Origin of the sequence: Brevibacterium sp. R8603A2 (genome assembly GCF_023072605.1) — a bacterium.
Classification (GTDB): Bacteria; Actinomycetota; Actinomycetes; order Actinomycetales; family Brevibacteriaceae; genus Brevibacterium; species Brevibacterium pityocampae.
In genome coordinates this window covers 81,050-102,403 of the sequence record NZ_JALLGN010000001.1, presented here as the reverse complement: position 1 = coordinate 102,403, position 21,354 = coordinate 81,050, and the positions used below count along the sequence as shown (strand labels likewise).

Here is a 21,354-nt window from a genome sequence, read left to right as displayed (position 1 = left end):
GAGACCCGTGGGCCGACATGAGCGTCCCGCGGGGTGCCGGGATTCTGGGAGTGTCCGTCAGACCGCGAGATCTCGCAGGGTCGCTTGATAGCCTGGCGACATGGACCTCATCCCCCTCGCAGACACCGACCTCCGCGTCCATCCGCTCAACCTCGGCGGCAATCCGTTCGGCTGGGGCGCGGACCGGGAGCAGAGCTTCGCCGTCCTCGACGCCTACGCCGCCGCCGGCGGGAACTTCATCGACACCGCAGACATGTATTCGTGCTGGGTCGAGGGCAACTCCGGTGGAGAGAGCGAGTCGATCATCGGTGCGTGGATGGCCGAGCGCGGCAACCGCGACGACATGGTCATCGCCACGAAGGTCGGCATGCTCGAGGGCCGCGCCACCCTCGATCCCGCCAACATCCGCGCCTGCGTCGGGGACTCCCTCCGACGCCTGCGCACCGACCGGATCGACCTCTACTACGCCCACCAGGACGATCCGGATGCCGACCAGACCGCGGTCGCGGAGACCTTCGACGCGCTCGTGCGCGAGGGCAAGGTGCGCCACCTCGGCGCCTCGAACTTCTCCCTCGACCGTCTCCGGAGCGCTCAGGAGATCGCGCGGGCGAACGGCCTGGCCGAGTACCGCGTGATCCAGAACCGCTTCAACCTCGTGTCCCGCGACGACTACCCCCGCGAGTACGAGGAGCACCTCCGGGCCGATCGCATGGCGCTGCTGCCCTTCGCCTCGCTCGCCGGCGGATTCCTCACCGGCAAGCACATCCCCGGTGCGAAGGTCGACTCCGTGCGCGGCGGCGCCGTGGCGAAGTACGTCGACGACCAGCAGGCCGTCAACGCGCTCGGCGTGCTCCAGAGCATCGCCTGCGACCACGTGACCAAGACGACCGCGGTCGCCCTCGCCTGGCTGCTCGCCCATGACACGATCCCCTCGGTGATCGCCTCGGCCCGGGTCCCCGAGCAGCTCGGCGACCTGCTCGCCGGCGCCGACCTCACCTTGAGTCCCGAGGAGATCGCACGGCTCGACGCCGCCTGGCCGGACGCCGGACGCGCGGCCGCACCTCGTGAGCGGAAGGACGGCGCACGATGATCGATGCCTCGCTCATCGTCTGGGAATCCGGCACCGACCTCGTCATCGACACCGAGGTCGACGCCTCGCCGGCCGAGGTCTGGCGCCGGATCGCGGACTCGGACGAGTGCGCCGAGTGGTTCGCGCCCTTCACCCGGGTCGATGACGACCGGGTGCGCTTCCGCCTCGACGACGGCGAGGACGTGGCCGGGCCGGACAGCCCTGGATCCAGCCCCGGATCGGGCACCCCCGGAACGGACCGCTCCGGGGTGGGCAGCACTGGATCGGGCACCCCTGGATCGGACAGCGCCGGAACGTACGGAGCGGATGAGGCTGGGCCCGCGGACCCGGAGGCCGGCGGCTCCCTCGAGGCCGAGGTGCTCAGCTGCGAGGAGGACTCCCACGTCCTCCTCGAGTTCGCCGCGCTCGGCCGGCTCGGGATCTCGCTGCGGCCCACGAACGACGGCACCCGCATCTCCCTGACCTGCACCTTCGCCACAGCGGAGGAGGCCGCCGAGATCCTGCCCGAGGTGGGACCGGTGTGGGAGACCCACCTGAGACTGCTCCGCGAGGCTGTGGGCGCCGGTGCCTCGGACGTCCCCGAGAGCGAGCTCACCGCCCGCTACGAGCAGCTCGCCGCCCAGGCACAGGACGATTCCGACAGCAATGATCCGGACGACACCGACCGGCCGGGCGAGGAATCGACCGGCATCGACTACGGGAGCCACGATTTCGGCTCCCATGACCCGGGCGTCCCCGGAGCCCCGGAGCGCCGACCCGGCGGCGACGGACCCCATGATCGCTGACGGCCTGACCGGCGACCGTGCCCGCGGCGACAGTGCGCGCAACGACAGTGCGCGCAACGACCGTGCGCACGGCGGCCGGGCCGCAGGCGGTGCCGCGACCGGCGACGACAGCGCCGCCCACGCCGCCGCCGGGCCGCTCGTCCTCGGCATCGAATCCTCGTGCGACGAGACCGGGGTGGGGATCGTGCGCGGCCGCACGCTGCTGACGAACACCATCGCCTCGTCGATGGACGAGCACGTCCGCTACGGCGGGGTCGTCCCGGAGGTCGCGAGCCGCGCCCACGTGCAGGCGATCGGCCCTGCCGTGGCACAGGCGCTCGCCGAGGCGCAGGTGCGCATCGAGGACCTCGACGCGATCGCCGTCACGGCCGGCCCCGGGCTGTCCGGTGCCCTGCTCGTCGGGGTGTCCGCCGCGAAGGGGCTCGCCGCCGCCACCGGCCTTCCCCTCTACGGCATCAACCACCTCGCCGCGCACGTCGCCGTCGACCTCGTCGCCGAGGACTCGCCCGGCCTCCACACGCCGACGATCGCGCTCCTCGTGTCCGGCGGGCATACCGAGATCCTGCGGATCGGAGACATCGTCGACGACATCGAGCTGCTCGGCGCGACGATCGACGACGCCGCGGGCGAGGCGTTCGACAAGACCGCCCGGCTGCTCGGACTCGACTACCCGGGCGGACCGAACATCTCCCGCGCCGCGGCCGGAGCGCTCGACGGCACCGGCGTCCCCGGCGACCCGCAGGCAGTGCGGTTCCCGCGCGGGCTGTCCACTGCGCCGGACCTCCGCAATCCCGCGCGCCGGCACTCCTTCTCCTTCTCCGGGCTCAAGACCGCCGTGCTGCGCTTCGTCACCGCGCACGAGGCCGGGGCGGGTGACCGCGGGATCCGGCTCGCCGATGTCGCCGCGAGCTTCGAGGAGGCCGTCGTCGACGTGCTCGTCACCAAGACCCTGTTCGCCTGCGAGGACACCGGGATCGACCACGTGCTGCTCGGCGGGGGAGTCGCGGCGAACACCCGGCTCCGGGAGCGGCTGACCGAGCGCTGCGCCGCTGCCGGCGTCACCCTGCGCGTTCCGCCGCTGCGGCTGTGCACCGACAACGGCGCCATGGTCGCAGCGCTCGGCGCTGAGATCGTGTCCCGCAGCCTCGCCCCTTCGCCGTTCGACTTCGGCGTCACCTCATCCCTGGAGGCCCACGATGTCCTCATCGCCTGATGCGCCGCAGCCCGCCGCCCCGGATTCCGACACCCCGCACCACGGTGTCCCCGCAGGCGGCCCCGTGCCGCCGCGCCGCCACCGCCGATCGGGCGACGGCTGGGTGGAGACGCCCGAGGGGAGGTTCTGGGGGAAGTTCGGCGCCGCCGGTCTGCTCATCCACGACCCCGAGCGCGGCGTGCTCCTGCAGCACCGGGTCGCGTGGTCGGCCGAGGGCGGGACGTGGGGCATCCCCGGGGGTGCGATCGATGCGGGGGAGACCGCGCTCGCCGGCGCGATCCGCGAATGCCACGAGGAGGCCGGGGTCCCCGCGCTCGACGGCACCGGGGTCGAGGTGCTCGACACCCATGTGCTCGAGAAGCAGGGCTGGAGCTACACCACGGTGATCGCGCAGGCGACGACCCGGCTCGAGGAGTTCGTCAACGACATCGAGAGCGTCGAGCTCGCGTGGGTCCCGCTCGACGAGGTCGAGGGCTACCTCCTCCACCCCGGATTCAAGAACGCCTGGCCCCACCTGCGCAGCGTGCTCGAGGAGAACCCGCCCGCAGGGGAGTGAGTCCGCGCTCCGTCAGGCGACCCGCACCTCCGTCCGATGGCCCTGCGCGCCGCACATGCGTCGAGTGGTCGAAGATCCACGATCCCGAGCCGGAGATCGAGGATCTCTGGCCACCTGAGCACCGCCGGACCTCAGTTCACTGCCGGCCGGCGGCACCGTTCACCTCTGCAGGGCCCACCGGACGTGCCGTTGGGAATTTCCCAACGGCACGGTAGGATGGAGCGATGGACACCCAGCTCATCGAGGTCGGACAACGGATCCGGTCCCATCTCCCTGCCGAGATGACGCAGCGCGGTCTCGCTGAGGCTGTCGGCATGAAGCCCGATGCGCTGTCGCGCGCGCTGAGCGCGCAGCGGGGATTCACCCTGTCCGAGATCACCCGCATCGCGCGCGCGCTCGACGCGGACCTCACCTGGCTGCTCACCGGTGCTCCGAACCCTCACCATCTGGAGTTCGCGGCGCGGCACGCATGGGATCCGCAGCGCAAGGAGCGGTCGAACCCGGGCGCGCGCGACGATGCGCAGATCCTCGACCGGATCGCCGATCTCTACCGGCGTGCATTTCCAGGCTCCGTGCCGGCCTCCGGAGCGATTCCGGCGGATCCGCAGGGGGTGCGCGCGAGTCTCGGCCCTGATTTCGTCCGCACGTTCGCAGAGAGCATCGAAGCGACGTTCGAGATCGACGTGATCCGCATGGCAGGACTGTCGACGGACTACTCGCTGCGGATCGGTGAGCGCGGGATCATCGTGCTCAATTCGAACCCCAGCTGGTTCCGCAGCAATTGGTCGTTGGCCCACGAACTGGCTCATCTGGCACTCGGCCACCACGACGGCTCCCGCCATCCGGTGAAGGCCCGGGAGAACGACGCGGACGCCTTCGCCGCCGAGCTGCTGCTTCCCGCTGAACAGATCCGCGCGCACGACTGGTCCGCGATGTCGGAGAGCGAGCTCACGCAGGTGCTGTGGACGCTCGGGGTGTCGACCAGGGCGCTTCTGACCCGGCTGCGCTTCCTCGAGGTCGCGGTATCGGCCGAGGCCGGCGCGGCCCTGGAGAGCAGCACCCCGGCGCTCCTCCGCGGGGCCCCGGACCCGCTCGACGGTGCGCGCCCGAACCGCCGTGCAGTGGCCGACCGACAGCAGCAGGCATCTTCCCAGCGCTTCCCTCTCGCGCTCGTCGAAGCACTCACCGCGCGGGTCGAATCCGGGGAGGCCGACCCCGGGGATCTCGCCTTCGTGCTGGGCGTCGACATCGAGGACGTGCTCACGACCTTCGAGGTAGAGGAACCGGAGACCGAGGCCGAGGCGGTGGACCGACTGCTCGACGACCCGGCGCACAGGCGCAGCACGCCGGCACTCGGTGCCTGGCTCGAGTCGCGGCAGCAGGCATGACATCCGAGCGCCTCGAGTGGTCGACGATCACCGATCGGCGCTCCGCCGCTGTGCTCCAGTCATTCACCTGCACGGTCGAGCGACCGCGCACCCCGGCCGGTCGGCGGCTGCCGCATCCCGTGCCCTGGGAGTGGGAGGCGCAGGCGCTCTTGAGGAACGCGAGCCATCGGATGCGCGCGGGGGACGAGCTCGTCGTCGGTCGCGTCCCGGGCGAGGACGTCATCGCAGCAGGGGCCTGGCTCGAGTTCCACGAACTCGAAGTCCACGAGGTCGGGATGCCGGCCGTCTACATCACCTCGAGCGGGGTGCACGTCGCGCACCGCGGCTGCGGCGGACACCTGGCAGACGAGCTCGTCGACCGGGTGATCCGGCGCTGTCGTGCAGTGATCGATCCGAGCGGAGCGCCGAGCGGGATCGTGCACGGCAAGGTGCACGTGCGGAACGTCTCCTGCGAGAACCTGCTGCTCCGGCACGGATTCGAGCCCGTGGGCCTGCCGCAGAGCACCTATCAGGAGTGGGCGCTGCTCGTCGATCGGGCATGAGAGCACAACCTGGTCAGGTGGCCGAACAACCAGGATCCCGAGCCGGAATTCGAGGATCTCCGACCATCTGAGCACCGCCGGACCTCAGCCGGCAGTTCCAGACGGACCTCGGCTCACCGCTGCAGGACGGACCGCTCGCCGGTGAACTCCTCGCACAGCTGCCGCGCCACCGAGCGCAGGTCGCCCGTCCGCTCGTACTCGGCGATCTGCCGCTGGTAGCTCGCACCCGCCTCGGCGAAGCGGAGCATCGCCTGGAGGTCGCTCGTGCAGCCCAGCCGCTCGGCGACCGGCGCCAGCCGCTCGACCTCCTCGGCGAGGACGGTGGTGACGACCCGCTCGCGCGCCTCGGCGTTCTCGATGATGATCGCGTCCATGCCGTAGCGGGCGGCCCGCCACTTGTTCTCGAAGTGGAACCAGTCCGGCATCGTCGGCAGGGTCTCCCCGCGGTCGAGCCGCTCCGACATGTCGTCGACGAGGCACTGGACGAACGCCGTCACTGCGCACACCTCGGCCAGGGTCGGCATGCCGTCGCACACGCGGACCTCGATCGTGCCCCAGCCGGGGGAGGGGCGGATGTCCCAGCGGATCTCGTTGACATGGTCGATGACACCGGTGGTGAGCATGTCGTCCACATAGCGCTCGTAACCCGCCCAGGTATCGAACTGATACGGCAGGCCGGCGGTGGGCAGCTGCTGGAACAGCATCGCCCGGTTCGAGGCGTACTCGGTGTTCTGCCCGTCCCAGAACGGGGAGGAGGCGCTCACCGCCTGGAGGTGCGGCACGTAGGCGAGCAGCGCGCTGAGGATCGGCAGCACCTTGTCGCGGTCGTCGATCCCCACGTGGGTGTGGACGCCGAAGATCAGCATGTGCCGCCCCCACCACTGGGTGCGGTTGATGAGCTCTGCGTAGCGCTCCTTGTCGGTGACCTGCTGATCGGCCCAACGGGAGAACGGGTGCGTGCCGGCGCTCATGAGCCCGATGCCGAGGGCGTCGGTGATGGTCCGCAGCCGGCCCACCGCGCTGCCGAGGTCCTCGCGGATCCCGTCGACTCCGCGGTGGACGCCGGAGACGATCTCGACGGTGTTGGTGAGCATCTCGCCGACCACCCGCGTGTCCAGACCCGGCACCTCGGCCACGGCGTCGAGCACCTCGCTCGCCCGGGGTACGAGGTCGAGGGTCGCGGGATCGACGAGGGCGAGCTCCCATTCCACCCCCAGCGTGGAGCGGTCGGAGCGAGCGAATTCAACCATGGGCGTCATCCTATGCCAGCACTTCGCCGTGTCCGCGCGCCGTCGTCATCGACGGTCGCACAGGAGCCGGACAGCCGTCGACGACCACCGCGCACGGTGCCCGAGGTGCTTCCGGGCGTCCTCCCACCCGCCGTGCCCGCGATGCCCAGGCGCAGTCGCTACCATGGCCGGATGCGCATCATCGCCCTCGTCGCCTGTGCGCTGCTCACCCTCACCGGATGCACCATGGGCAGCGCTCCCGCCGGCGCACCCGGAGGCCACTCCGACCCGAGCACCGTCGAACCGACCCCGGGAGCCGATGCGCCCGAGGAGATCGTCGAGGTCGCGGATTTCCGGGAGCCGGCCGCCGAGGTGGTCGCCGGGATGGACGACGAGGCGCTCGCCGGGGCCGTGGTCATCGGCTCCTTCGACGGCACGGATCCGTCCGCCGGGGCCGCGCTCGTGGCGGACAACGCGCTCGCCGGCGCGATCGTCATGGCCTACAACCTGCCGGAGAACCCGACTCCGGACGATGTCCGAGCGGTCACCGGCGCGATCACCGAGGCGAGCGCCGACCGCGAGGCGCCGGTGTTCCTCGGCGTCGACCAGGAGGGCGGGCCGGTGTCCCGGCTCGGCACCGCGGCCCTCGACATGCCCCCGCTCATGGCCTTCGGCGCAGCCGACGACCCGGCCCTGACCACCGCGGCGATCCAGGCGCAGGGCGAGGACCTCCGCGGCCTCGGGCTCACCGCCGACTTCGCCCCCACCGCCGACGTCACGATCGGCGCCCGGGACGCCGCGATCAACGTCCGCTCGGCCGGCGACGACCCCGCGCTCGTGTCCGGCACAGTCGAGGCGGCGATCCGGGGCTACTCCGATGCCGGCATCCTGTCCTCGGCCAAGCACTTCCCGGGCCACGGAGCGCTCACCGACGACTCGCACGACACCCTGCCGGTGTCGGAGAAGAGCATCGCGGACATGGACGAGCGCGATATCGCGCCGTTCCGCGCCGCGGTCGCCGCCGGCGTCCCGATGGTGATGATGGGCCACATCGGCCTGCCCGGCTCCGAGGACACCCCGGCCTCGGTCGACCCCGACGCCTATGCGGAGCTCCGCGAGGTGCTCGACTACGACGGTGTGGTCGTCACCGACGCGATGAATATGGGTGCGGTGCCCGCCGGTCCGCGCGGGGCCGAATCGGTCGAGGCGATCCGCGCCGGCGCCGACCTCGTCCTCCTCCCGCCGGACGCGCAGGCGTCGGTGGGTGCGCTGCGCGAGGCCCTCGACTCCGGCGACCTCGACCGGGAGCGGCTCGTCGAGGCGGCCGAGCGGGTCGTCGCGATGCAGCTGTGGCAGGAGCACGCCGCGGAGCTCGCCGTCACGGTCGACGACCACACCGCGCGCATCGATGCGCTCGCCGAGTCGGCGCTCACCGTGGTCGCCGGCGAATGCACGTTCGCCGAACCGGTCGAGGAGGTCGCCGTGGTGAGCGGCGAGCAGGCCGCGATCTCGGCCTTCACCGCGCAGGCCGAGGAGAACGGGCTGAGCATCGAGGCGAACGCGGACACGACGGTCGCCCTCGACGAGGGGGCCTCCGCCGACGTCGTCTACGGCACCCGCGGGCCGTGGCGGCTGGCGGGCAGCCGGGCGGACACCGTGCTCGCCGGCTACGACGACTACGACGCGGGGTTCGGCGCGCTCGCGCGGTACCTCACCGGGGAGACGGACGCGGGCGGCGCCCTGCCGGTGGAGGTCGACGGGGTCGAGGCGCCGGACTGCCGATAGCGGACGAGCTCAGCGCTCGGCGCCCGTGGCGACGGGGCGGTCCGGGTCGTTCGACCAGCCGGACCAGCTCGGCGGGAACAGCGCCGCCTCGACGCCGAGCATCGAGAGGACGAAGGCGTCGTGGCAGGCGGTGACGCCGGAGCCGCAGTACACGCCGACAGGGCTGCTCGGATCGGACCCGCCTGCATCCGCGCCGGCCGGATCTGTCCTGTCCGCGCCGGTGCCGCTCCTGTCCTCCCGGTCCGTGCCCGGGAGCACGCCGAGTTCGCGGTAGATCGCGCGCAGCTCGTCCTCGGGGCGGAAGAACCCGCCCTCCGTGTTGTCTGCAGCCGGTGCGTTCCGGGCCCCGGGGATGTGCCCGGCCTGCGGGTCGAGCGGTTCGGTCTCGCCGCGATAGCGCTCCGGTGCCCGCGCATCGAGGACGATGCCCGTCCGCGCGCGGTCGGCCACCTCATCGGCGTCGAGCACCGGGAGGGAACCGGGCGCGATGTCGAAAGCGCTCGGATCCGGCAGCTCGGGGATGTCCGTGCTCACGGGGCGGCCGGCGGCGCGCCAGGCGCCGAACCCGCCGTCGAGGAGCCGGACGTTGCCGACACCGGCCCAGCGCAGGAGCCACCAGGCGCGGGCCGCGCCGAGTCCGGCATTGTCGTCATAGACCACCACCGGCGTGCCTGCGTCGATGCCCCAGTGTCGCACCGTCTGCTCGAAGGTCGCCGCAGAGGGCAGCGGGTGGCGTCCGGCCGTGGGGCCGGCTGCGTTCCCTTCGGCCGGGTGAGCGGTGCGATGGTCGGCGAGCTCCTCGTCGAGGGACACGTAGTGCGCGCCGGGCACATGTCCGGCTGCGTAGTCGGCGCTGCCATCGGGCTGCTGCAGCGTCCACCGGACGTCGAGCAGGACCGGGGGAGCTGCGCTCATGAGCTCCTCGGCGAGTCGCTCGACGGTGATGAGATGGTCTTCGCGTGCCACGGCAGGTCTCCTCGGTCGGTCTCATGGGAAGTGCGGTGCAGTTCTGATGACGGTGCAGTGCTGACGACGATGAAGGACTGACAACGGCGTCGTACAGGCAGAAGCGTCGTTCGGACCGCACGACTGCCAGGATTCCGCACGCGCGCACCGAGCGCAATGGGGCCGGTGGACCCTGCGCGGAGGGATCGACGCGCCGATCGGCCAGCAGATCGTGATCGCCGCCTGTGCCGGCCGTGCGCAGCGGCCTCCGGATCCGATGCCCGCACCGGCCGTCCCCACGGGCCTGTGGAGCCGTGCGCATCGGCCGCCGGCCTCCGGATCTGCCGGCCTCATCTGCCGGCCTCCAGATCTGCCGGCTGCCGTGGGCGCCTGAGGACTGCGGATGCTTCAGAGCTTCGGCGCGACCGGATCGGTGAGCAGCACGACGTGGTGCTCGCCGATCCGCGTGAACACGAGCGTGGCGGGTTCGCCGGTGGGCAGCTTGAGGCGGCGGCGCACCTGTTCGGGGACGATGTCGGCGCCGCGCTTCTTGATGACCACGCGGCCGATGCCGCGGGCCACGAGCGCGGCGCGCAGCGGCTTGAGCCCGGCCGGCAGCACCTCGCGGATCCGGTAGGTCCGCACGAGCTTGGCCGCGGCTCCGGTCGGCACCCGGTCCCCGGTGAGGTAGGCGATCGGCCTCGAGATCCGGCGCGCGTCCAGCGGCTCGCACAGGGCGGTGACGAGCCCGGCGCGCACGAGTGCCCCATCGGGCTCGAAGAGGTAGGAGCCGAGGTCCCCGATCCCGTCCTCGTCGTCGACCGGCACCTCGGACTCGTGCACCTGGACCGGGCCCTGCGGGTGCAGCACGAGGGCGTTGCGCCCGGGGCGGAGCACGGCGTCCCCGGCGTAGAGCGCGACCTCGACGACGTCGCCGTCGTGGGACACCCACTGGGCCTCCCAGCCGTCGGGGACGAGCGCGTGGTCGAGCGCCGGCCCGAGCTTGATGCCGGCCGCCCTGACCCGGGACGCGGCGTCGAACGCCCAGGTGAGCGAGGGGGAGAACGCCTCGGGATCGGAGATCCGGCGGGTGGAGCCGTGCGCGTCCGTGGTGCCCTTCCCGGCACCGGCACCGGCACCTGCCGTGCCGCTGACCGACTTCCCACCGGACTTCCCACTGGACGTCCCACCGGCCTTCCCACCGGGCTTCCCGCCGGGCAGGACGCGGCGCGCCGGGTCGAGCCACAGCGCGTCGACGTGCTCGAGGTCGTGGTCCTCCGCCAGGCCGTGCGTCACCGTGACGGTGTCGAGGTGGCGGAGGTTGAAGGTCGCGATCGCAGCGGTGACCTCGTCGGCCTCGACCGCCTCGACGGCTTCGATGGTGCTGTCCATCCCGGCGAACGCCATGGTGTCCGCGCCGAGTCCGCAGCCGAGGTCGGCGAGCCGGGTCGGCTCGACAGCGAGCATCCGGCGGGCATGGTGGGCGGCGACCGGCAGCCGGGTCGCCTGGGCGAGACCATCGCGGGTGAAGAGCATGTCCGAGGCGAACGGCCCGAACTTCCCCTCCGCCTCGACCCGCAGGGCCGCCTGTGCGAGGAGCGCGGTGGCGGCCTCGGGTTCCAGGCCCTCCTTGCGCAGGCGCGCGGCGAGCGCGAGCTCGTCGGAGGGCCGGTAGTCGATCTCGGCGAGGCGGGCGAACACCTCGGGCTCGAGCAGGCGGGCCAGCGTGCGTGCATCCATCCCCTCAGCCTAGAGGACCGCGCCTGTCGGCCGAGGGCCTCTGCCCGAGTGCCCTCGGTCGCCGGTCTCCTGCGCTCGGCTGCGCCTCGGGACCGTTCGTCTAGGGTGGGAGACGTGACCACCTTGCTCAGCGCACGCGACATCCGGGCCATGGCCGCGGAGCTGCAGCTGCGACCCACGAAGCAGCGCGGCCAGAACTTCGTCATCGACCCCAACACCGTGCGCATGATCGTGTCCGCCGCCGGCCTGAGCGAACCGTGCACCGTCGCCGAGGTGGGCCCCGGCCTGGGTTCGCTCACGCTCGGCCTGCTCGATGCCGGCCACCATGTCATCGCCGTCGAGATCGACGAGCTCCTCGCCTCGCGGCTGCCGCGGACCGTCGCCGAGCGCTGCGGGGACGACGCCCCCTTCGACCTCGTCGTCGCCGATGCGCTGCGCGTCACCGAGCTGCCGGAGTCCCCGGAGCTCGGTCCGCCCGCCGCGCTCGTCGCGAACCTGCCCTACAACGTCGCCGTCCCCGTGCTGCTCCACTTCCTCGAGACCTTCCCGACGATCCGCACCGTGCTCGTCATGGTCCAGGCCGAGGTCGCCGACCGGCTCGCGGCCGAGCCCGGCTCCCGCACCTACGGCGTGCCGAGCGTCAAGGCGCGCTGGTACGGGACGGTGAGCCGCGCCGGCTCGATCGGCACGAACGTGTTCTGGCCGGCCCCCAACGTCGACTCCGGCCTCGTCCGGATCGAGCGCCACGCCGATGGCCGCCGCACCGGTGGAGATCCAGCAGGTGCAGATCCTGTTAGCGGGAATCCTGCAGGTGCAGATCCTGCAGGTGCAGATCCTGCCGGTGGAGACGGAGCCGGGGATCAGCGCGGGTCCGACGGAGCCCACCGCGGGGCACCGTCCCGCGAGTCGGTGTTCGCCGCGATCGACGCCGCCTTCGCGCAGCGCCGCAAGACCCTGCGCGCCGCGCTCTCCGGGTGGGCCGGCAGCCCCGCCCGGGCCGAGGAGATCCTGCGCGCGGCCGGGATCGACCCGCGGGCGCGCGGCGAGGTCCTCGACATCGACGACTACGTGGCACTCGCCGCGGCGAAGGAGACTGTGTGAGCCCCGATGTGAGCCCGAACCCGAATCCGGATACGGGACCCGGCCCGCCGTTCGGGTCGGCCGGCGGCCCGTTCGATGGCCCGTTCGATGGCTCGGTCGACGGTCCGGCCCCCGTGAGGGCGCGCGCCTACGGCAAGATCAACGCCTTCCTCTCCGTCGGTCCGCTTGAGGACGACGGCTACCACTCCCTCGTCACGGTGTTCCAGTCCCTCGACCTCGCGGAGACCGTCACCCTCATCCCCGCCGCGGAGCACTCGGTGACCCTGACCGGGCGGTACGCCGACACCACCGTGCCGCTCGACGCCTCGAACCTCGGGCTGGCGGCTGTCCTCGCCCTCGCCGAGGCGACCGGGGTCGAGGTGCCCGTCGAGGTCGCGATCGAGAAGAACGTGCCGGTGGCCGGAGGGATGGGCGGCGGCTCTGCTGATGCAGCGGCCGCCCTCGTCGCCTACGCCCACCTCGTCGGATGCACCGACAAGGAGCTCATCCACAGCGTCGCCCGCGAGCTCGGCGCGGACGTGCCCTTCGCGCTGCGCGGCGGCACCGCGCTCGGCACCGGCCGCGGCGACGAGCTGACCCCGGTGCTCGGGCGCGGCGAGTTCCACTGGGTGCTCGCCACCTCCACCGGTCGGCTGTCCACGCCCGAGGTGTACCGTCGCCTCGATGAGATCCGCGCCGCCCGCGGCGATGCGGGGCCGGTGACGTGCGGCGAGCACGCGGGGGCAGGCGACGGCGACAGGACCGGCGACGTCACCGGCGTGGGCGCCCACAGCGCCGTCGACCCCGCCGAGGTGCTCCGCGCACTCGGCACCGCGGATCCCGAGGCGCTCGCCGGAGTCCTCCACAACGACATGACCGAGGCCGCGATCGACCTCCTGCCCGGCATCGCCGACATCATGGAGACCGGAGTGCGGGCAGGAGCGCTGCGCGCCCTCGTGTCCGGCTCCGGCCCGACGGTCGGATTCCTCGCCCGTGATCACACGCACGCGCTCGAGATCGCCGTTCTCCTCGAGGCGAGCCGCGGCGTCCGCCAGGTCGTGCGCACCACCGGCCCGGCCGGCGGCGCCCACCTCGTCCCGCCGCCCGCCGCGGCGTGACAGCCTGGGGCGCGCGATATCCGGGCGCACGAGGATACGCGCGACGATGTGTACTCATCGGTAGGTTGGGATAGGTTCGGGGCCATGGACCGCACGCCTGACGACCGCACCGCCGGCGACCGCACCGCCGAGGGCGGCGATATCGAGATCCGCGGGCCCGAGACGACGGAGGACATCGGCTTCCCCGTCGGGCCCGATCGGATCTCCGGCACCGTCTGGCACCCGGTGGGCGCGCCGCGCGGGGTCATCATGATCCATCCCGCGACCGCGACCCCGCGCCGGTACTACCGCGCGTTCGCCTCCTGCATCGCCGCCTCCGGCATCATCGCCATGGCCTACGACTACCGGGGTACGGGGGAGTCCGGGGATCCGCGCGACCACCCCGGAATGCGGATGCGCGACTGGATGAGCGAGGACGTCCCCGCCGCCGCTGCCTGGTGCCGGGAGCGCTTCCCGGACCTGCCGCACGCAGCCGTCGGCCACAGCATCGGCGGCCACGCGATGGTGCTCGGCCACGGGCTCGAATCGGTGTCCCGCTTCGCCGTCGTGTCCGCGCACGTGGCGGCGACACAGCGGATCGCGAAGCGGCGCGAGCGGCTCCGCGTGGGTGCGCTGCTCACCGTCGTCGGCCCGGTGCTGTGCCGGACGCTCGGCTACATGCCCGGCAGGCGCCTCGGCCTCGGGGAGGACATCCCCGCCGGGGCGATGCTCGAATGGGGCCGCTGGACCCGGCTGCCCGGATACTTCTACGACGACCCCACGATGCATGCCCGGGAACGTGCCGGGGCGGTCGAGGCCGAGGTGCTCGCGATCGGTGCCGACGACGACCTGTGGGCCAGTCCCGACCAGATGGACGCGCTCCTCGCACCGCTGCACCGAGCGAGCGTCGAACGGCGCACCTATGCCCCCGCCGAGCTCGGCGTGCCGCGCCTGGGCCACCACGGGCTGCTGCGACGCGGCACCGGCGAGGCGATCTGGCCGGACCTCATCGACTGGCTCAGCCGGGACTTCTGAGTCGGGATTTCGGGGCTGGGGCTGCTGGGTGAGGACGGCCGAGTCGAGTTCACCGGGCCTGCGCGCTACCGGGTCGACCGGGAGGCCTGGGAGAGGTTCGGCGTCGCGGAGCAGGGGACCGCCCATCTCGAGGACGCCTGGTCCGTTGCTCTCGCCGCGCTGGAGTGAAGGCCGGCACTGGAGTGAGGGCCCATGCGGGAGTGAGCGCCCGCCCTGGGGACCGGGCCGGGGGAATGAGTGCCGGCCCGCGGGCCTCCTCTAAGCTTGAGGCGCCCCCACAGAAGGAGTCCCATGCACCTGCTCGGCTGCGAGTCCGTGAGCCTGTCGTACCCCAATCGCACGATCCTCGATGAGGTGACGCTGGGGATCAGCGCCGGCGACCGGATCGGGATCGTCGGCCGCAACGGCGACGGCAAGTCGACGCTCATGCGGATCCTCGCCGGCGTGCTCGACCCGGACTCCGGACGCGTGACGGCGCGCGGCGGCACCCGGGTGGGCTACCTCGAGCAGGCCGACGTCCTCGACCCGACGCTCGATGTGCGGACCTCCGTCGTCGGCGACGCGGAGGAGCACGAATGGGCCTCGCAGCCGGCGGTCCGCGACGTCATGACCGGGCTGCTGCGCGACATCGACCTCGGTGCCACGGTGGGCGAGCTGTCCGGCGGACAGCGTCGCCGCGTGGCGCTCGCCCGCCTGCTCGCCGGGGAGTGGGACATCATCATGCTCGACGAGCCGACGAACCACCTCGACATCACCGGTGTCCGCTGGCTCGCCGAGCACATCCGCCGCCGCTGGCCGGCCGGCCAGGGCGCGCTCCTCGTCGTCACCCACGACCGGTGGTTCCTCGACGAGGTCTCGACGATGACCTGGGAGGTCCACGACGCGACGGTCGACGCCTTCGAGGGCGGGTACGCCGCCTACGTCCTCCAGCGCGTCGAGCGGGACCGGCAGGCCGCCGCGGTCGAGGCCAAGCGGCAGAACCTCATGCGCAAGGAGCTCGCCTGGCTGCGACGCGGGGCGCCGGCGCGCACCTCGAAGCCGAAGTTCCGGATCGATGCGGCCAATGCGCTCATCGCCGCCGAGCCCCCGGTGCGCGACACCGTCGAGCTCGTGTCGATGGCGACCTCGCGGCTCGGCAAGGACGTGTTCGAGATGCACGACCTCGGCGTCGCATACCCGGACGCGGGCGGCGGTCCGGTCTCCGGTGGGGGCGAGCCATCTACCGGGGACGAAGCATCCGCCGGGAACGATGCGCCCGCCGGGGAACGTGCGTCCACCGGCGAACCCGGGCCCGCCGGGGAACATCCGTCCGCCGGGGAACCCGTGCTCTCCGGCCTCGACTGGATCATCGGACCCGGTGACCGCTACGGCCTGCTCGGGGCCAACGGCGCGGGCAAGTCGACCCTCGTCAAGGTGCTCACCGGGGAGATCGAGCCGACCGAGGGGCGGGTCAAGCGCGGCAAGACCGTGAAGGTCGCGGTCCTCGACCAGCAGCTCCGCGACCTCGACGCTCTCGCCGATGACCGGGTGCGGGAGATCCTCGCGCGGAAGCGCTCGACCTACCAGGCCGCCGGGGGCGAGCTCACGCCCAGCCAGCTGCTCGAGAAGCTCGGCCTCGGCACCGTGCTGCAGTCACGGGTCAAGGATCTGTCCGGCGGCCAGCAGCGCCGCCTCCAGCTCCTCCTCATCCTCCTCGACGAGCCCAACGTCCTCATCCTCGACGAGCCGACCAACGACATGGACACCGACATGCTCGCCGCGGTCGAGGACCTCCTCGACACCTGGCCGGGCACCCTCCTGGTGATCTCCCACGACCGGTACTTCATGGAGCGCGTCACCGACCACCAGTTCGCGGTGCGCAACCGCACGGTGCGCCACCTGCCCGGCGGCATCGACGAGTACCTCCGGCTCGACGCCGATCCGGCGCTGTCCGGTCGCCCGGACGGCGGCACGGGCAGCGGTGCCACGAACGGCGGTTCCCCGAACGGGGGCGCGGGTTCGGTGATGAGTGCGGTGGCGGGCGCCTCGGGCGGTTCCGCGGGAGCGACCTCGGGCAACGGGTCCGGAGGCAACGGGTCCGGAGGCGGTGGGTCCGGGCTCAGCGCGGCCGAGCGGCGGCGGCTCGGCAAGGAGGTGCAGGCGCTCGGCCGGCGCATCGACAAGCTCGATGCGAGCATCGAGGCGCTCGACGCCGAGCTCGCCGCGCACGACCAGAGCGACTTCACCGGGCTCGCCGAACTCACGGCGAAGCGCGGTGCTGCGGCCGAGGAGAAGGACGAGCTCGAGCTCGAATGGCTCGAGCTGTCCGAGGAGCTCGAGGCCTGAGCGCCTCGGACCCCGATGCCGCCGGCACGGGTTCCCGGGGCGCGGGTTCCTCAGGTGGAGTGTCCGCGGATGCCTGCACTGCGGTCATCGGAGCTCGGCAGCGGGTTCCCGTGCACAGGATTCCCGAAGATACTGCTGAGTAACATATGGGCATGACACGACGCCCTGGTGATTCCGCGCGTGCCGCCGCGACTGCCGCGCCCACGGACACCTCTCCCGAACCCACAGCTTCCGAATCCACAGCTCCCCACCCCGCCACAGCGCGGCGGCGGCTCCCGGCGCTCGACGTGCTCCGCGGCATCGCGATCCTCGGCACGCTGCTCACCAACATCTGGATCTTCTCCGGCTCGGGGGCGCGCCTCGACGATCCGGTCCCCTCTGCGGCCGGCCCGGCCTGAGCGGATCCCGTCGGCCCGCCCGGGTTCTTCGACACCACGATCACCCTCGTCACCGACGGGAAGTTCATCGGGCTGCTGACGATCATGTTCGGCATCGGACTCGAGATCCAGCGGCAGTCGGCGATCCGCCGCGGCACCGGCTGGCCCGGTCGATACCCGTGGCGCGCCGCCATCCTCGTGCTCGACGGCCTGCTCAACTACATCTTCATCTTCGAGTTCGACGTCCTCATGGGCTACGAGCTCACCGCGCTCGCGGTGTCGGCGATCATGATCACCGGCCCTCGGGCGCAGAAGATCTGGATGAACGCCGGACTCGCCGCGCACGTGATGGCGATCCTCGCCGTCCAGCTGCTCATGTCCGGCCTGCCGTTCCTCATGGGGGTCGATCCCGACGACCCCGAGTCCCTCCGGGAGGCCGCCGGGCCGGCGGGACGCGCCGGTCTCGAGCAGGCCGGCGGCGGTGCCGACGCATCGGCGCTTGGGAGCACGGACAGCTACTGGGCGATGGTCCACGAGCGGGTGGTGGGCTTCATCGGCGGCCGTGGCGAGATTCCCGTGATGTTCCTCATGGGATCGGACTGTTCCTCGTCGGTGCCCACATCTTCCGTGCGGGAATCTTCGAGGAGCAAGGGCACCGGCTGCGGAAGCGGACGATGCTGCTCGCCTTCGGCATTGGTCTGCCGATCGACTGGGCGGTGCGGATCTTCGCCGCCGACCACGCCTCGGGCATCACCCGCTTCATCACCTCGACCGCGGTCGCCTTCGGGCTGCTCGCCGCGGTCGCCGCCTTCTACGCCAACCGCACGCGGGCCGGGTGGATCGGCACGCCGCTCGCCGCGGTGGGGCGGATGGCGCTCACCTGCTACATCCTGCAGAACCTGCTCGCCTCGATCATCTTCTACGACTGGAGCTTCGGACTGGCCGCGCGGCTCGACGAGGGCTCCATGACGCTGTGGACGATGGTGGTCTACGTGCTGCTCTCGGCCTTCCTCATCGGGCTGAGCATGCTGTGGCTGAAGCACTTCGCGCGTGGGCCGGTGGAATGGCTGTGGGACCTCGGGTTCCGCGGCATCGGATCTCTGCTCGACCGGCGGCAGCAGCGGCGTGCCGAGCGCTCCCCGGGCGGGCGCGCAGCAGGAGCCGCGAGCTATCGGCTGATCCTCGGTGATTCCGGACCGTGTGCCGGGCCACTCTTCGCCGGACCCGCCTCCTGGCGGCCGGTGAAGCGGTCCATCGATGAGTAGACATGGAAGACGCGGTCGGCGACGAAGTCCCAGGCGCGGGTCGGCAGCACCCCGCGGTAGGCCATCGCGAGCTTGACCGTCCACGGCCGGTTCACCACCGGGGTGCCTGCGAGCATCCCGTTCCAGGCGGCGGCCGCCGCCTCTTCCGGGGTCATGATCGGGGTCAGGAGCGGCCCGCGGGCGCCCGCGAACATTCCGGTGGACACGTAGCTCGGGCAGAAGGTCGTCACCGCGATGTGCCGGTGGCCGGCCCGCGCGAGCTCGAGGCGCATCGACTCGCTCCACCCGATCGCCGCCCACTTCGAGGCGGCGTACACACTCATGTTCGGATTCGGCAGGGTGCCCGCGGCCGAGGCGATGGTCAGGATCCGCTTCGCGCGTCCCCGATCGGCCATCATCACCGGCAGCACCTCCCGGGTCAGCCACATCGGGGCGAGCGCGTTGACGCGCATGGTGCCCTCGATGTCGCGCTCGGGATCGTGCTCCCAGAACGGCGCGCCGCGCACGATCCCGGCATTGTTGACGAGGATGTCCGGCGCGCCGAGGGTGCTCTCGACGGCGGCGACGCCGGCGCGGATCGCATCGAGGTCGGAGATGTCGACGACGAACGCACGGACCTCGGTGCCGGGCGCGGTCGAGAGCTCCCGGGCGAGCGCCTCGGCCCGGGGCCCGTCGATGTCCCACAGCGCCACAGCGCGCGCACCCTGGGCGACGGCCTTCCGGGCGTAGATCTCACCCATCCCGCGGGCGGCACCGGTGATGAGCACGCAGGCGCCGGCGACCACCTCGGCCCCGGGAGGTGAGGCGGCGTCGGTGCGGGTGCCGCGGGCGAGTGAGCGGCCGAAACGGCCGATCCTGCGCCGGGCGCGCGACTGCGGCTCAATCACCGAGCACCACGGCCACTCGGCGGCTCATGCGCTGCGGGCCGGTGTCTCGGTGTCGATCTGTTCGGCGACCCGCTCGTGGCATTCGGTGAGGACGGAGAGGAACTCAACCCTGGAGCGGGTCTCCGCATCGTCGAGATCGCCGTAGGCCTGGTCGTAGGCCGCGGTGAGGTGCCGGTAGTAGTCCATGACGAGTCGCGCGGAGTCCTCGGTGTAGTACACGGAGATGCGACGGCGATCCGCCGAGTCGCGCTCGCGCACGAGCAGACCGCGGGCCACGAGCCGCTCGAGGATCGAGGTGAGCGTCGAGGCCGACAGCGACAGCTGCTCGGAGATCGAGCCGGGTGTCGCGGTGCGGTCGGCACCGCGCGAGGCGACCACCGTCTGGAGCACCTGGAAGTCGATGAGGTTGAGCTGATGGGCGTGGGCGAACCGGGCGGACGCCGTGCGCACCGTCATCGCCTGCACCTGGTCGGCGTGGACGAGCGAGGCGATCCGGGCGTGGCGGGCGCGCTGTGCCGGGGGAAGCTCTGCGGTATCGGCTTCGAAGAGTTCGAGAAGGGGATCGGGGAGCATGTGGATCATGGTAGCCACGGACCGCAGATTGCGGTTTCATATCGGAATTCGAATCCGCTGTGAATCCCTCGGGTGCGGCAGATGAACGCGGGTAGTCTGAGCGGCGGCATCACCGCTGGCTCCGCCGGCACGCCCCATCGGGATTGCTGCGAGGGCGTCCGGGGCACCTGCGGCACTGTTCGAGCACCGTAACGGAGCAACCGGCACCGTGGCGCACCGCGCGGCACTGTGCAGCATCATGGGAGCATCCAGCTCCCTCCGGCTCCGCCTCATCGTTGGGAGATTCTCGTGAAGCGCACCTACCTGGCACCGGCCGCCGCGATGGCCGCCGCAACCGCACTCGTGCTGTCCGCCTGCGGACAGGCACCCGAGGAGTCCGCCGGAGGGGAGGGCGGCGACACCGATTTCAAAGCATGCCTCGTCTCCGACGCCGGCGGCTGGGACGACAAGTCCTTCAACCAGTCGGGCCGCGAGGGCCTCGACAGCGCCGTGGAGGAGTTCGGGATCGAGGAGGCGCTCGCCGAATCGCAGTCCGACTCCGACTTCGGACCGAACGTCGACAACATGGTCCAGCAGAACTGCAGCCTGACCTTCGGTGTCGGCTTCCTCCTCGAGGATGCGATCCAGGAGGCCGCGGAGGCCAACCCGGACCTGCACTTCGGCCTCATCGACTCGACCTTCGCCGACGCCGACGGCAACCCGGTCGAGCTCGAGAACGCCAAGCCGCTCGTCTTCAACACCGCCGAGGCGGCCTACCTGGCCGGCTACCTCGCAGCGGCGACCTCCGAGTCCAAGACCGTCGCGACCTTCGGCGGCATCCAGATCCCGTCCGTCACCGTGTTCATGGACGGCTTCGCCGACGGCGTCGACAAGTACAACGAGGAGGCCGGCGAGGACGAGCAGGTCACCCTGCTCGGCTGGGACAAGGAGGGCCAGGAGGGCTCGTTCTCCGGCGACTTCGAGAACCAGGGCCAGGGCCAGACCCTGACCGAGCAGTTCATCTCCCAGGACGCCGACATCATCATGCCGGTGGCCGGTCCCGTGGGACTCGGCGCCGCCGCCGCGGCCAAGGAGTCCGAGGGCACGAAGATCATCTGGGTCGACTCCGACGGATACGAGTCCACGGAGTACGGCGACATCATCCTCACCTCGGTGATGAAGCAGATCTCGCAGGCCGTCCACGACACCGTCGAACAGGCCATGAACGACGAGTTCGAGGCCGCGCCGTACGTCGGAGACCTGTCGAACGAGGGAGTCGGCCTGGCTCCGTACCACGACTTCGAGGGCGAGGTGCCCGAGGAGGTCAAGCAGAAGGTCGAGGAGCTCAAGCAGCAGATCATCGACGGCGAGATCACCGTCGAGTCGCCGAACGCCCCGCAGGCCTGAGCCGGCGGAGCTCGCAGCGGCGGGTTCGACCTGACGACCAGGGCGGGTACCGTGGT

Annotated in this window: 20 protein-coding genes; 14 read left to right on the top strand and 6 right to left on the bottom strand. The window is 71.8% G+C overall.

From position 1 onward, the window contains the following. The first annotated feature begins 100 nt into the window (after positions 1–100). The 6 genes from MTQ12_RS00460 (at position 101) to MTQ12_RS00435 (ending at position 5,574) form a co-directional block, all read left to right on the top strand. Positions 101–1,090: an aldo/keto reductase gene (locus MTQ12_RS00460; protein WP_247423060.1), complete on the top strand. Its 990-nt coding sequence runs from the start codon at positions 101–103 to the stop codon at positions 1,088–1,090. Then, positions 1,087–1,875: a hypothetical protein gene (locus MTQ12_RS00455; protein WP_247423058.1), complete on the top strand. Its 789-nt coding sequence runs from the start codon at positions 1,087–1,089 to the stop codon at positions 1,873–1,875. Before MTQ12_RS00460 ends, MTQ12_RS00455 begins: the two co-directional genes overlap by 4 nt. Beyond that, positions 1,865–3,088, top strand: a complete 1,224-nt coding sequence (gene tsaD / locus MTQ12_RS00450; RefSeq protein WP_247423056.1) for a tRNA (adenosine(37)-N6)-threonylcarbamoyltransferase complex transferase subunit TsaD — start codon at positions 1,865–1,867, stop codon at positions 3,086–3,088. The genes MTQ12_RS00455 and tsaD overlap by 11 nt, the downstream gene beginning before the upstream one ends. Next, positions 3,072–3,644 carry an NUDIX hydrolase gene (locus MTQ12_RS00445; RefSeq protein ID WP_247423054.1) on the top strand — a complete coding sequence of 191 codons (573 nt, stop codon included), beginning with the start codon at positions 3,072–3,074 and terminating at the stop codon, positions 3,642–3,644. Before tsaD ends, MTQ12_RS00445 begins: the two co-directional genes overlap by 17 nt. Before the next feature lie 224 nt (positions 3,645–3,868). Continuing rightward, entirely contained in the window at positions 3,869–5,032 is a 1,164-nt protein-coding gene (locus tag MTQ12_RS00440) for an XRE family transcriptional regulator (RefSeq protein WP_247423052.1), read from the top strand. After that, entirely contained in the window at positions 5,029–5,574 is a 546-nt protein-coding gene (locus tag MTQ12_RS00435; RefSeq protein WP_247423050.1) for a hypothetical protein, read from the top strand. The genes MTQ12_RS00440 and MTQ12_RS00435 overlap by 4 nt, the downstream gene beginning before the upstream one ends. Positions 5,575–5,687: 113 nt before the next feature. On the opposite strand, the gene MTQ12_RS00430 is transcribed toward MTQ12_RS00435, so the two are convergent. After that, positions 5,688–6,824 (bottom strand): glutamate--cysteine ligase, encoded by a 1,137-nt coding sequence (locus MTQ12_RS00430; protein ID WP_137319046.1) that lies wholly within the window; start codon positions 6,822–6,824, stop codon positions 5,688–5,690. 171 nt (positions 6,825–6,995) lie between these two features. Between MTQ12_RS00430 and MTQ12_RS00425 the strand changes: the two genes are divergently transcribed. After that, the gene (locus MTQ12_RS00425) at positions 6,996–8,588 is read left to right on the top strand and encodes a glycoside hydrolase family 3 N-terminal domain-containing protein (RefSeq protein ID WP_247423047.1); all 1,593 of its coding nucleotides are present in this window, start codon (positions 6,996–6,998) and stop codon (positions 8,586–8,588) included. Between the two features lie 9 nt (positions 8,589–8,597). Here MTQ12_RS00425 and MTQ12_RS00420 read toward each other — a convergent pair whose 3' ends face one another. Together MTQ12_RS00420 and MTQ12_RS00415 are read right to left on the bottom strand one after the other, a co-directional pair. Next, positions 8,598–9,554: a sulfurtransferase gene (locus tag MTQ12_RS00420; RefSeq protein ID WP_247423045.1), complete on the bottom strand. Its 957-nt coding sequence runs from the start codon at positions 9,552–9,554 to the stop codon at positions 8,598–8,600. A 387-nt stretch (positions 9,555–9,941) separates the two neighbouring features. Beyond that, a complete protein-coding gene (locus tag MTQ12_RS00415; RefSeq protein ID WP_247423041.1) occupies positions 9,942–11,273 on the bottom strand; it encodes a class I SAM-dependent methyltransferase in 1,332 nt (443 codons plus the stop codon). 150 nt (positions 11,274–11,423) lie between these two features. Here MTQ12_RS00415 and rsmA point away from each other — a divergent pair, with 150 nt between their 5' ends. The 5 genes from rsmA (at position 11,424) to MTQ12_RS00390 (ending at position 17,208) form a co-directional block, all read left to right on the top strand. Beyond that, on the top strand, positions 11,424–12,374 hold the full coding sequence (gene rsmA, locus MTQ12_RS00410) for a 16S rRNA (adenine(1518)-N(6)/adenine(1519)-N(6))-dimethyltransferase RsmA (protein ID WP_247423624.1): 951 nt from the start codon (positions 11,424–11,426) through the stop codon (positions 12,372–12,374). Beyond that, a complete protein-coding gene (locus MTQ12_RS00405; RefSeq protein ID WP_247423039.1) occupies positions 12,371–13,471 on the top strand; it encodes a 4-(cytidine 5'-diphospho)-2-C-methyl-D-erythritol kinase in 1,101 nt (366 codons plus the stop codon). The genes rsmA and MTQ12_RS00405 overlap by 4 nt, the downstream gene beginning before the upstream one ends. An 84-nt stretch (positions 13,472–13,555) precedes the next feature. Continuing rightward, positions 13,556–14,485: an alpha/beta hydrolase gene (locus MTQ12_RS00400; RefSeq protein ID WP_247423037.1), complete on the top strand. Its 930-nt coding sequence runs from the start codon at positions 13,556–13,558 to the stop codon at positions 14,483–14,485. Positions 14,486–14,776: 291 nt separating this feature from the next. Beyond that, positions 14,777–16,810, top strand: a complete 2,034-nt coding sequence (locus MTQ12_RS00395; RefSeq protein WP_247423036.1) for an ABC-F family ATP-binding cassette domain-containing protein — start codon at positions 14,777–14,779, stop codon at positions 16,808–16,810. A 152-nt stretch (positions 16,811–16,962) separates the two neighbouring features. Then, on the top strand, positions 16,963–17,208 hold the full coding sequence (locus MTQ12_RS00390; protein ID WP_247423033.1) for a hypothetical protein: 246 nt from the start codon (positions 16,963–16,965) through the stop codon (positions 17,206–17,208). Positions 17,209–17,441: 233 nt separating this feature from the next. Here MTQ12_RS00390 and MTQ12_RS14910 read toward each other — a convergent pair whose 3' ends face one another. Further along, positions 17,442–17,564, bottom strand: coding sequence for a hypothetical protein (locus tag MTQ12_RS14910; RefSeq protein WP_282599124.1), 123 nt, complete (start codon positions 17,562–17,564; stop codon positions 17,442–17,444). Positions 17,565–17,678: 114 nt separating this feature from the next. Here MTQ12_RS14910 and MTQ12_RS00385 point away from each other — a divergent pair, with 114 nt between their 5' ends. Continuing rightward, complete coding sequence (locus tag MTQ12_RS00385; RefSeq protein WP_348983833.1) at positions 17,679–18,452, top strand: DUF418 domain-containing protein; 774 nt, start codon at positions 17,679–17,681, stop codon at positions 18,450–18,452. Here MTQ12_RS00385 and MTQ12_RS00380 read toward each other — a convergent pair. After that, on the bottom strand, positions 18,356–19,237 hold the full coding sequence (locus MTQ12_RS00380; protein WP_265808424.1) for an SDR family NAD(P)-dependent oxidoreductase: 882 nt from the start codon (positions 19,235–19,237) through the stop codon (positions 18,356–18,358). The genes MTQ12_RS00385 and MTQ12_RS00380 overlap by 97 nt on opposite strands. A gap of 126 nt (positions 19,238–19,363) precedes the next feature. Further along, complete coding sequence (locus MTQ12_RS00375) at positions 19,364–19,912, bottom strand: MarR family winged helix-turn-helix transcriptional regulator (protein ID WP_175406898.1); 549 nt, start codon at positions 19,910–19,912, stop codon at positions 19,364–19,366. Between the two features lie 288 nt (positions 19,913–20,200). Here MTQ12_RS00375 and MTQ12_RS00370 point away from each other — a divergent pair, with 288 nt between their 5' ends. Next, the gene (locus tag MTQ12_RS00370; protein ID WP_247423029.1) at positions 20,201–21,298 is read left to right on the top strand and encodes a BMP family ABC transporter substrate-binding protein; all 1,098 of its coding nucleotides are present in this window, start codon (positions 20,201–20,203) and stop codon (positions 21,296–21,298) included. Positions 21,299–21,354: the final 56 nt, after the last annotated feature.

Bases quoted from the DNA above. Each gene is read 5' to 3' on its own strand.
- MTQ12_RS00460 (WP_247423060.1), top strand. From the start codon at position 101: ATGGACCTCATCCCCCTCGCAGACACCGACCTCCGCGTCCATCCGCTC.
- MTQ12_RS00455 (WP_247423058.1), top strand. From the start codon at position 1,087: ATGATCGATGCCTCGCTCATCGTCTGGGAATCCGGCACCGACCTCGTC.
- tsaD (WP_247423056.1), top strand. From the start codon at position 1,865: ATGATCGCTGACGGCCTGACCGGCGACCGTGCCCGCGGCGACAGTGCG.
- MTQ12_RS00445 (WP_247423054.1), top strand. From the start codon at position 3,072: ATGTCCTCATCGCCTGATGCGCCGCAGCCCGCCGCCCCGGATTCCGAC.
- MTQ12_RS00440 (WP_247423052.1), top strand. From the start codon at position 3,869: ATGGACACCCAGCTCATCGAGGTCGGACAACGGATCCGGTCCCATCTC.
- MTQ12_RS00435 (WP_247423050.1), top strand. From the start codon at position 5,029: ATGACATCCGAGCGCCTCGAGTGGTCGACGATCACCGATCGGCGCTCC.
- MTQ12_RS00430 (WP_137319046.1), bottom strand. From the start codon at position 6,824: ATGGTTGAATTCGCTCGCTCCGACCGCTCCACGCTGGGGGTGGAATGG.
- MTQ12_RS00425 (WP_247423047.1), top strand. From the start codon at position 6,996: ATGCGCATCATCGCCCTCGTCGCCTGTGCGCTGCTCACCCTCACCGGA.
- MTQ12_RS00415 (WP_247423041.1), bottom strand. From the start codon at position 11,273: ATGGATGCACGCACGCTGGCCCGCCTGCTCGAGCCCGAGGTGTTCGCC.
- rsmA (WP_247423624.1), top strand. From the start codon at position 11,424: ATGGCCGCGGAGCTGCAGCTGCGACCCACGAAGCAGCGCGGCCAGAAC.
- MTQ12_RS00400 (WP_247423037.1), top strand. From the start codon at position 13,556: ATGGACCGCACGCCTGACGACCGCACCGCCGGCGACCGCACCGCCGAG.
- MTQ12_RS00395 (WP_247423036.1), top strand. From the start codon at position 14,777: ATGCACCTGCTCGGCTGCGAGTCCGTGAGCCTGTCGTACCCCAATCGC.
- MTQ12_RS00390 (WP_247423033.1), top strand. From the start codon at position 16,963: ATGACACGACGCCCTGGTGATTCCGCGCGTGCCGCCGCGACTGCCGCG.
- MTQ12_RS14910 (WP_282599124.1), bottom strand. From the start codon at position 17,564: ATGAGCAGCTGGACGGCGAGGATCGCCATCACGTGCGCGGCGAGTCCG.
- MTQ12_RS00375 (WP_175406898.1), bottom strand. From the start codon at position 19,912: ATGCTCCCCGATCCCCTTCTCGAACTCTTCGAAGCCGATACCGCAGAG.